Genomic DNA, 7687 nt, shown 5'->3' with positions numbered 1-7687 from the left:
CACAGGCCTCGGGCAGGATCTCGGCGGCCGCGAGGTAGAGGAGCACTCCGCCGAAGAGGCCGAGATAGCCGCCGAGCAGCGGTTCGGGCAGGACGAAGAACAGGGTCGAGGCCGCGCCGAGCACGGGCGCCGCCGCGTCCGCGAACAGCATGGCGATCGCCTTGCGCCGGGCGTTCCCGTACAGGCTGGTGATCGTGTACGTGTTGAAGCCGTCCGCGAAGTCGTGGGCGACGACGGCCAGCGCGACGGACGCGCCCATGCCGCCGCCGACCTGGAAGGCCGCGCCGATCGCCACGCCGTCCATCGCGCTGTGGCCGACCATCGCGGCGGCCGCCGTCAGGCCCACCTCGGGCACCCGGCCGTCGGGCGCCCCGGTGCCGTGCGCGACCGCGGGGATCTCCTCCGTCCGGGCGGAATGGGGGTCCCGGGGGAGATCGGCCAGCAGCCGTTCGGCCATATGGGCCAGCAGGAAGCCGGCCACGAACAGCAGCAGCGCGGCCGGTACGCCGAAGACCTCGGTGCCCGCCGCCTTCAGTGCCTCGGGCAGCAGGTCCAGGCCGACCACGCCCAGCATCAGGCCGCCGGCCAGGCCGAGGACCAGATGGCGCCGGTCGGTGACCCGCTGTGCCGTCCAGCCGCCGGCCAGCGTCATCAGGAACGCGCCGAGCGCGACGAGGACCGCCATGTGACCTTGCTATCCGATCGAACCCCGGTCGCGCACCTCCGACCCCCCGCCCAGTGAAGATCCGTACGAGAGGACCCGTACCCATGGCCGATGCCCCCACCGGCAAGGTGACCTTCGTCGGGGCCGGCCCCGGCGCCGCCGACCTGCTGACGTTCCGGGCCGCGCGGGCCATCGCCGAGGCCGACGTCGTGATCTGGGCCGCCAGCCTGGTGCAGGCCGAGGTGCTCGAACACGCGCGCGCGGACGCGGAGATCCTCGACTCGGCGGCGATGTCGCTGGAGGACGTGGTGGCGGTGTACCGGCGGGCCCGCGCCGACGGGCTGCGGGTCGCCCGGATCCACTCCGGCGACCCCGCGCTGTGGGGCGGCACGCAGGAGCAGCTCGACCGGTGCGACGAGCTCGGGATCGAGACGGAGATCGTGCCCGGTGTCTCGTCCTTCTCCGCGGTCGCCGCGCTCGCGGGGCGCGAGCTGACCATTCCCGAGGTCGCGCAGTCGGTGATCCTGACCCGGCTCGGCGGCGGCAAGACGCCGATGCCGCCCGGCGAGGAGGTGCGCGAGTTCGCCCGGCACGGCACGACCATGGCGCTGTTCCTGTCGGCGGCGCGCAGCGGGCAGCTGGTGCGGGAGCTGCTGGAGGGCGGCTATCCGACGACCACGCCCGTCGTCGTCGCCTATCAGGCGACCTGGCCGGAGGAGCTGGTCGTGAAGTGCACGATCGGCACGCTGGAGGAGACGGTCAAGGAGCACAAGCTCTGGAAGCACACGCTGTTCCTGGTCGGCCCGGCGCTGGACGCCGGCGGGACGCGCTCGCACCTGTACCACCCGGGCCACTTCCACGGCTATCGCAAGGCCGACCCCGAGGCCCGCAAGGCCCTGCGCGCCTGGGGCGCCGGCACGTGATCACGGTCGTCGGTACGGGGACCGGTGCGCCGCCGCCCGGGGACGTCCTCGCGGGGGCGGAGCTCGTCGTGGGCGGCCGGCGGCACCTGGACGCCGTACGGCCGCTGCTGCCCGAGACCGCCGAGCTGGTGGTCCTGGGTGCGCTGGCGCCCGCCCTGGACACCGTCGCGGAGTACGTCGGCAAGGGTCGGCCGGTGCTGGTGCTCGCCTCGGGGGATCCGGGGTTCTTCGGGATCGTGCGGGTGCTGTCGGAGCGGTTCGGGGCCGCGGCGCTCGATGTCAGGGCCGGGGTGTCCTCGGTCGCGGCCGCGTTCGCCAGGACCGGGCTGACCTGGGACGACGCCGTGGTGGTCAGCGCGCACGGGCGGGAGCTGCGCACCGCGGTGCATGTGTGCCGCGCGTATCCGAAGACGGCCGTGCTGACCGGACCGGGCGCGGGTCCCGCCGAGCTGGGCGCGGCGCTCGCGCGGGCGTCGGCCGACCGGGTCCTGGTGGTGGCCTCGGCGCTGGGCGATCCGGCGCACGAGCGCGTCGAGCGGGTGACACCGGCGCAGGCCGCCGCCCGGGACTGGGGGTCGGCGGTGAGCGTGGTGCTGTGCCTGGACGAGTCCCGGACGGCGCGCGGCGGGGCGCGGACGGTGGCCGGTGCGGCGCCGGGTCCCGCGGGCTGGGCGCTCGCGGAGTCCGCGTTCGCGCACCGCGACTCGATGATCACCAAGTTCGAGGTGCGGGCGCTGGCGCTGGCCCGCCTCGGGCCGCGCCCCGGCGACCTGGTGTGGGACGTCGGCGCGGGCTCCGGGTCGGTGGCGGTGGAGTGCGCGCGGCTGGGGGCCGCCGTGAGCGCCGTGGAGAAGACCCCGGACGGGGTCGGCCGGATCCGTACCAACGCCGCTCAGCACGGCGTCGACGTGCACGTGGTGCACGGCGCGGCGCCGCACGCGCTGGCCGGACTCGACGACCCCGACGCCGTGTTCGTCGGCGGCGGTGGCCGTGAGCTGCCCGGGATCGTCGACGCGTGCGCGCGGCGGGCCCGGCGCAGCGTCGTCGTCGCGATGGCCGCTCTGGACCGGGTGCCCGCGGCGCGTGCGGCGCTGATCGGCGCCGGCCTCGACTGCGACGGAGTGCTGCTCCAGTCCTCGCGGCTGGTCCCGCTGCCGGGGGACGTGACCCGGCCGGCCGCGACCAATCCCGTTTTCCTGCTGTGGGGCACCCGCCCCGCGGCGCGTACCGAAGGAGTTGCCCTGTGATCGGCCTCATTTCCGCCACCGCGGCGGGGGCTGCGGCGCGCGACCGGCTGGCCGCGGCCTGGCCGGACCGCACGCGGGTGTACGACGGGCCCGTGGCGGACGCCGTACCGCGGGCGTTCGCGGAGTGCGGCCAGCTGGTGTGCTTCCTGGCGGCCGGGGCGGTCGTACGGCTGATCGCGCCGCTGCTGGGCGACAAGCGGACCGACCCGGGTGTGGTGTGCGTCGACGAGGCCGGCCGGTTCGCCGTGTCGCTGGTCGGCGGGCACGGCGGCGGCGCCAATGAACTGGCGCGCGCGGTGGGCGGGTTGCTGGGCGCGGAGCCGGTGGTGACCACGGCGACGGACGCGGTGGGCGTGCCGGGCCTCGACACGCTCGGCCTGCCCGTGGAGGGGGATGTCGCCGGGGTGACCCGCGCCCTGCTGGACGGGGAGCCGGTCGCGCTGGCCGCGGAGGTGTCCTGGCCGCTGCCCGCGCTGCCGTTGGGGACGCGGGGCGCGTACACGGTCCGGCTGACCGACCGGGCCGTGGAGCCGGCCGAGCGCGAAGTACTGCTGCGCCCACCGTCGTTGGCGGTCGGGGTCGGCGCGTCCAAGGGTGCTCCGGCCGAGGAGGTGCTGGGGCTGGTCGAGGCCGCGCTGCGGGACGCCGGGCTCAGCGCCGCGTCCGTCGCCGAACTGGCCACCGTCGACGCCAAGTCCGGCGAGCCCGGCATCGTCGCCGCCGCCGAGCACCTCGGGGTGCCCCTGGTGACGTACTCCGCCGAGGAGTTGGCGGCCGTCGAGGTGCCGAACCCGTCCGGCGCGCCGCTCGCCGCGGTCGGCACCCCGTCCGTCGCGGAGGCCGCCGCCCTGGTACGGGGTGGCGAACTCCTCGTCCCCAAGCGGAAGTCGCAGCGGGCGGACGGCCGGCCGGCGATGGCGACCTGCGCGGTCGTACGGCGGCCGGGGCGCGGGCGGCTCGCGGTGGTCGGGCTCGGGCCCGGTGCCCGGGACCTGCTGACACCGCGCGCCGAGGCGGAGCTGCGCCGCGCTTCCGTGCTCGTCGGGCTCGACCAGTACGTCGACCAGATCCGCGATCTGCTGCGGCCCGGCACCCGGATCCTGGAGTCGGGGCTCGGCGCAGAGGAGGAGCGGGCCCGCACCGCGGTCGCCGAGGCGCGGCGCGGCGCGGCGGTCGCGCTCATCGGGAGCGGGGACGCGGGGGTGTACGCGATGGCCTCGCCCGCGCTGGCCGAGGCCTCCGACGACATCGACGTGGTCGGGGTGCCCGGGGTGACGGCGGCGCTCGCGGCCGGGGCGATCCTGGGCGCGCCGCTGGGCCACGACCATGTCTCGATCAGCCTGTCCGACCTGCACACGCCGTGGGAGGTCATCGAGCGGCGGGTACGGGCCGCGGCCGAGGCCGACCTCGTCGTGACGTTCTACAACCCGCGCAGCCGGGGCCGTGACTGGCAGCTGCCGAAGGCCCTCGCGATCCTCGCGGAGCACCGGGAGCCGGCGACGCCGGTCGGTGTCGTGCGCAACGCGTCGCGCGCCGACGAGTCCAGCCGGGTGACGACGCTGTCCGCGCTGGATCCGGCGACGGTGGACATGATGACGGTCGTGACCGTGGGCAACACGGCGACCCGGCGGATCGCGGGGCGGATGGTGACCCCGCGCGGCTACCGCTGGCAGCAGGACCCGGGGACGGCCCCGCAGGAAGAGGCCCGGACCGTCCCGCACGCGCGGACGCAGGAAGAGCCGCAGGAAGAGCCGGGGACGGCCCCGCTCGAAGAGACCCAGGAAGTCCCGCAGCGAGACCCTCAGGAGGGTGCCCGGTGAATCGTGTGGTCCATCCGATCGAGCAGGAGTCCTTCCGGCGGCTGCGCGCCCGTCTGGACACCTCGGGCTTCCCGCCGCTGTCGCGGGCGGTGGTGGAGCGGGTGATCCACTCCGCCGCCGACCTCGACTACGCCGACGATCTCGTCCTGGACGAGGGCGACCTGGCGAAGGCGCACACCGCGCTGCACGCCGGGGCGCCGGTGGTCGTGGACGTGGAGATGGTGGCCGCGGGGATCACCCGCCGCGAGACGGTCTGCCGGCTGCGGGACGCGCGGTCCGGACCGGGACTGACCCGGTCGGCGCACGCGATCAGGCTGGCGTACGAGGAGGTCGGGCCCGGCGCCCTGTGGGTGATCGGCTGTGCGCCGACCGCCCTGGAGGAGCTGCTGACGCTGGACGCCGCCCCCGCGCTCGTCATCGGGCTCCCCGTCGGTTTCGTCGGGGCGGCCGAGTCGAAGGCCGCGCTGCGCGGGAGCGGGCTGCCCGCCGTGAGCAACGTGTCCGAGAAGGGCGGCTCCGCGGTGGCCGCGGCCGCCCTCAACGCCCTGCTGTACCACCGCATTCCGCAATCCGAGGAGACATCGTGACCACCCCGCCGCCCGCCCTGCTCATCGCCGGCCATGGCACCCGGGACGAGGCCGGAGCCGAGGCGTTCCGCGACTTCGTACGGGAGTTGGGGCGCCGTCACCCCGAACTGCCCGTCGCGGGCGGCTTCATCGAGCTGTCCTCGCCGCCGCTGGGCGAGGCCGTGGCCGAGCTGGTGGAGCGGGGGGTGCGCCGGTTCGCCGCGGTGCCGCTGATGCTGGTGTCCGCCGGGCACGCTAAGGGGGACATCCCGGCGGCCCTGTCCCGGGAGAAGGAACGCCACCCCGGGATCTCGTACACCTACGGGCGTCCGCTGGGCCCGCACCCGTCGCTGCTGGACGTGCTGGAGCGGCGCCTGGACGAGACGCTCGGCGAGGCGGGCCGCACGCCCGCGGACCGGGCCGAGGTGACCGTGCTGCTGGTCGGGCGCGGCTCCACCGACCCGGACGCCAACGCCGAGGTGCACAAGGCGGCGCGGCTGCTGTGGGAGGGACGCGGTTACGCGGGGGTGGAGACGGCGTTCGTGTCGCTGGCCGCGCCGGACGTGCCGAGCGGTCTCGACCGGTGCGTGCGGCTGGGCGCCCGCCGGATCGTGGTGCTGCCTTACTTCCTGTTCACCGGCATCCTGCCGGACCGGGTGCGGCAGCAGACCGAGGACTGGGCGGCCGCGCATCCGGAGGTCGAGGTGCGCTCGGCGGACGTGATCGGGCCCGAGCCGGAGCTGCTGGACCTGGTGATGGAGCGGTACGCGGAGGCCGTGAAGGGCGATCTGCGGATGAACTGCGACTCGTGCGTGTACCGCATCGCGCTGCCGGGCTTCGAGGACAAGGTGGGGCTGCCGCAGCAGCCGCACTTCCACCCGGACGACGACGGACACCACGACGGTCCCGGGGGCGGTCACCACCACGGGCACCACCAGCACGGGGGGCACACCCACTCCCATGCCCACTGACGACGTTCTCGGGGACGGCCCCGATCTGCGGCACCACGGCGACGCAGAGGTGCGCGACGACGGCGCGGAGCTGGTCGACCTGGCCGTCAACGTACGGGCGGACACGCCCCCGGCGTGGCTGCGGGAGCTGATCGGCGGATCGCTGGACGCCCTGGCCGCCTATCCGGACGGGCGGGCCGCGCGGGCGGCGGTGGCGGCCCGGCACGGGCTGCCGGTGGACCGGGTGCTGCTGACGGCCGGTGCGGCGGAGGCGTTCGTCCTGCTGGCGCGGGCGCTGAAGGTGCGCCGGCCGGTGGTCGTGCATCCGCAGTTCACCGAGCCGGAGGCGGCGCTGCGGGACGCCGGGCACACCGTCGACCGGGTGCTGCTGCGGGCCGAGGACGGTTTCCGGCTGACCGCGCGGGCGGTGCCCGAGGAGGCGGACCTGGTGGTTGTCGGCAATCCGACGAACCCCACCTCGGTGCTGCATCCGGCCGACGCGATCGCCGCACTCGCGCGTCCCGGGCGGACGCTGGTGGTCGACGAGGCGTTCATGGACGCGGTGCCGGGTGAGCGGGAGGCGCTGGCCGGGCGGACGGACGTACCGGGGCTGGTGGTGCTGCGCAGCCTCACCAAGACGTGGGGGCTGGCCGGGCTGCGGATCGGGTACGTGCTCGCCGCCCCGGAGACGGTCACCACGCTGGAGCGGGCCCAGCCGCTGTGGCCGGTCTCCACGCCCGCGCTCGCGGCGGCCGAGGCGTGTGTGAGCCCGCAGGCCCTCGCGGAGGCGGACCGTGCGGCCCGCCGCATCGCCGCCGACCGGGCCCGTCTGGTCGCGGGACTCACCCGGTTCGCGGCGGCGGGGGTGCGTGTCGTGGAGCCCGCCGAGGGGCCGTTCCTGCTGGTCCGGATGCCCGCGGCGGCCGCCGTGCGGCGCAGGTTGCGGACGCTGGGGTTCGCGGTGCGCCGCGGGGACACCTTCCCGGGGCTGGGCGAGGAGTGGATCCGACTCGCGGTACGGGACCAGAAGACCACGGACGCCTTTCTGGAGGCGCTGGAACAAGCACTGGACCAGTGAGACGGGAGCCGATACGGCGGGGCGCCCGACTCGGTGCGGCGCGGCTGACGCGGCCCGGCCGACACGGCGCGGCTGACACGGCACGGCCGATGCGGCGCGGCTGACGCGGCCCGGCCGACACGGCGCGGCTGACACGGCACGGCCGATGCGGCGCGGCTGACGCGGCCCGGCCGACACGGCGCGGCCGACACGGCCCGGCGGCAGAGGCGCGGCTGACACGGCGCGGCGGCCGAGGCCGCGAGCCGGGGCGAGGTCGTATAACAGCCGCCGCCGCGAGCCGGGGCGAGGTCGTACGACAGCCGACGCAGCGAGCCGGGGCCGACGCCGTGTGACAGCCGGCTCGGCGTGACGCGGCCGACGCCGTGAAACGCGGCCCACGAGCCGGGGCCGACGTGGCGCGACCGACGTGGCGGGGCGGGGCCTCCGCACCTTCCCGGGG

The 7687-nt window shown here is 76.0% G+C and carries 7 protein-coding genes; 6 read left to right on the top strand and 1 reads right to left on the bottom strand.

The window, feature by feature from the left end; translation table 11 throughout:
- On the bottom strand, window positions 1-685 hold a 685-nt coding region (locus FNH09_RS42800), incomplete at its 3' end, for a ZIP family metal transporter (protein ID WP_152895268.1).
- Between the two features lie 83 nt (window positions 686-768).
- Here FNH09_RS42800 and cobM point away from each other — a divergent pair.
- The 6 genes from cobM to cobC are packed head-to-tail and all read left to right on the top strand — an operon-like array spanning window position 769 to window position 7248.
- On the top strand, window positions 769-1587 hold the full coding sequence (gene cobM / locus FNH09_RS42795) for a precorrin-4 C(11)-methyltransferase (protein WP_152895267.1): 819 nt from the start codon (window positions 769-771) through the stop codon (window positions 1585-1587).
- A complete protein-coding gene (gene cbiE / locus FNH09_RS42790; protein ID WP_162469943.1) occupies window positions 1584-2834 on the top strand; it encodes a precorrin-6y C5,15-methyltransferase (decarboxylating) subunit CbiE in 1251 nt (416 codons plus the stop codon). The genes cobM and cbiE overlap by 4 nt, the downstream gene beginning before the upstream one ends.
- Entirely contained in the window at window positions 2831-4654 is a 1824-nt protein-coding gene (gene cobJ, locus FNH09_RS42785; protein WP_338017852.1) for a precorrin-3B C(17)-methyltransferase, read from the top strand. Before cbiE ends, cobJ begins: the two co-directional genes overlap by 4 nt.
- Window positions 4651-5241 (top strand): precorrin-8X methylmutase, encoded by a 591-nt coding sequence (locus tag FNH09_RS42780; protein WP_162469942.1) that lies wholly within the window; start codon window positions 4651-4653, stop codon window positions 5239-5241. Before cobJ ends, FNH09_RS42780 begins: the two co-directional genes overlap by 4 nt.
- Window positions 5238-6191 (top strand): CbiX/SirB N-terminal domain-containing protein, encoded by a 954-nt coding sequence (locus FNH09_RS42775; RefSeq protein WP_162469941.1) that lies wholly within the window; start codon window positions 5238-5240, stop codon window positions 6189-6191. The genes FNH09_RS42780 and FNH09_RS42775 overlap by 4 nt, the downstream gene beginning before the upstream one ends.
- Entirely contained in the window at window positions 6181-7248 is a 1068-nt protein-coding gene (gene cobC, locus FNH09_RS42770) for an Rv2231c family histidinol phosphate aminotransferase CobC (protein ID WP_152895266.1), read from the top strand. Before FNH09_RS42775 ends, cobC begins: the two co-directional genes overlap by 11 nt.
- Window positions 7249-7687 lie beyond the last annotated feature (439 nt).

It is taken from the genome of Streptomyces adustus, from assembly GCF_009377175.1.
GTDB classification, from domain to species: Bacteria; Actinomycetota; Actinomycetes; order Streptomycetales; family Streptomycetaceae; genus Streptomyces; species Streptomyces adustus.
The sequence above is the reverse complement of the archived record's forward strand: the minus strand, read 5'-3'. Positions and strand labels throughout refer to the sequence as shown.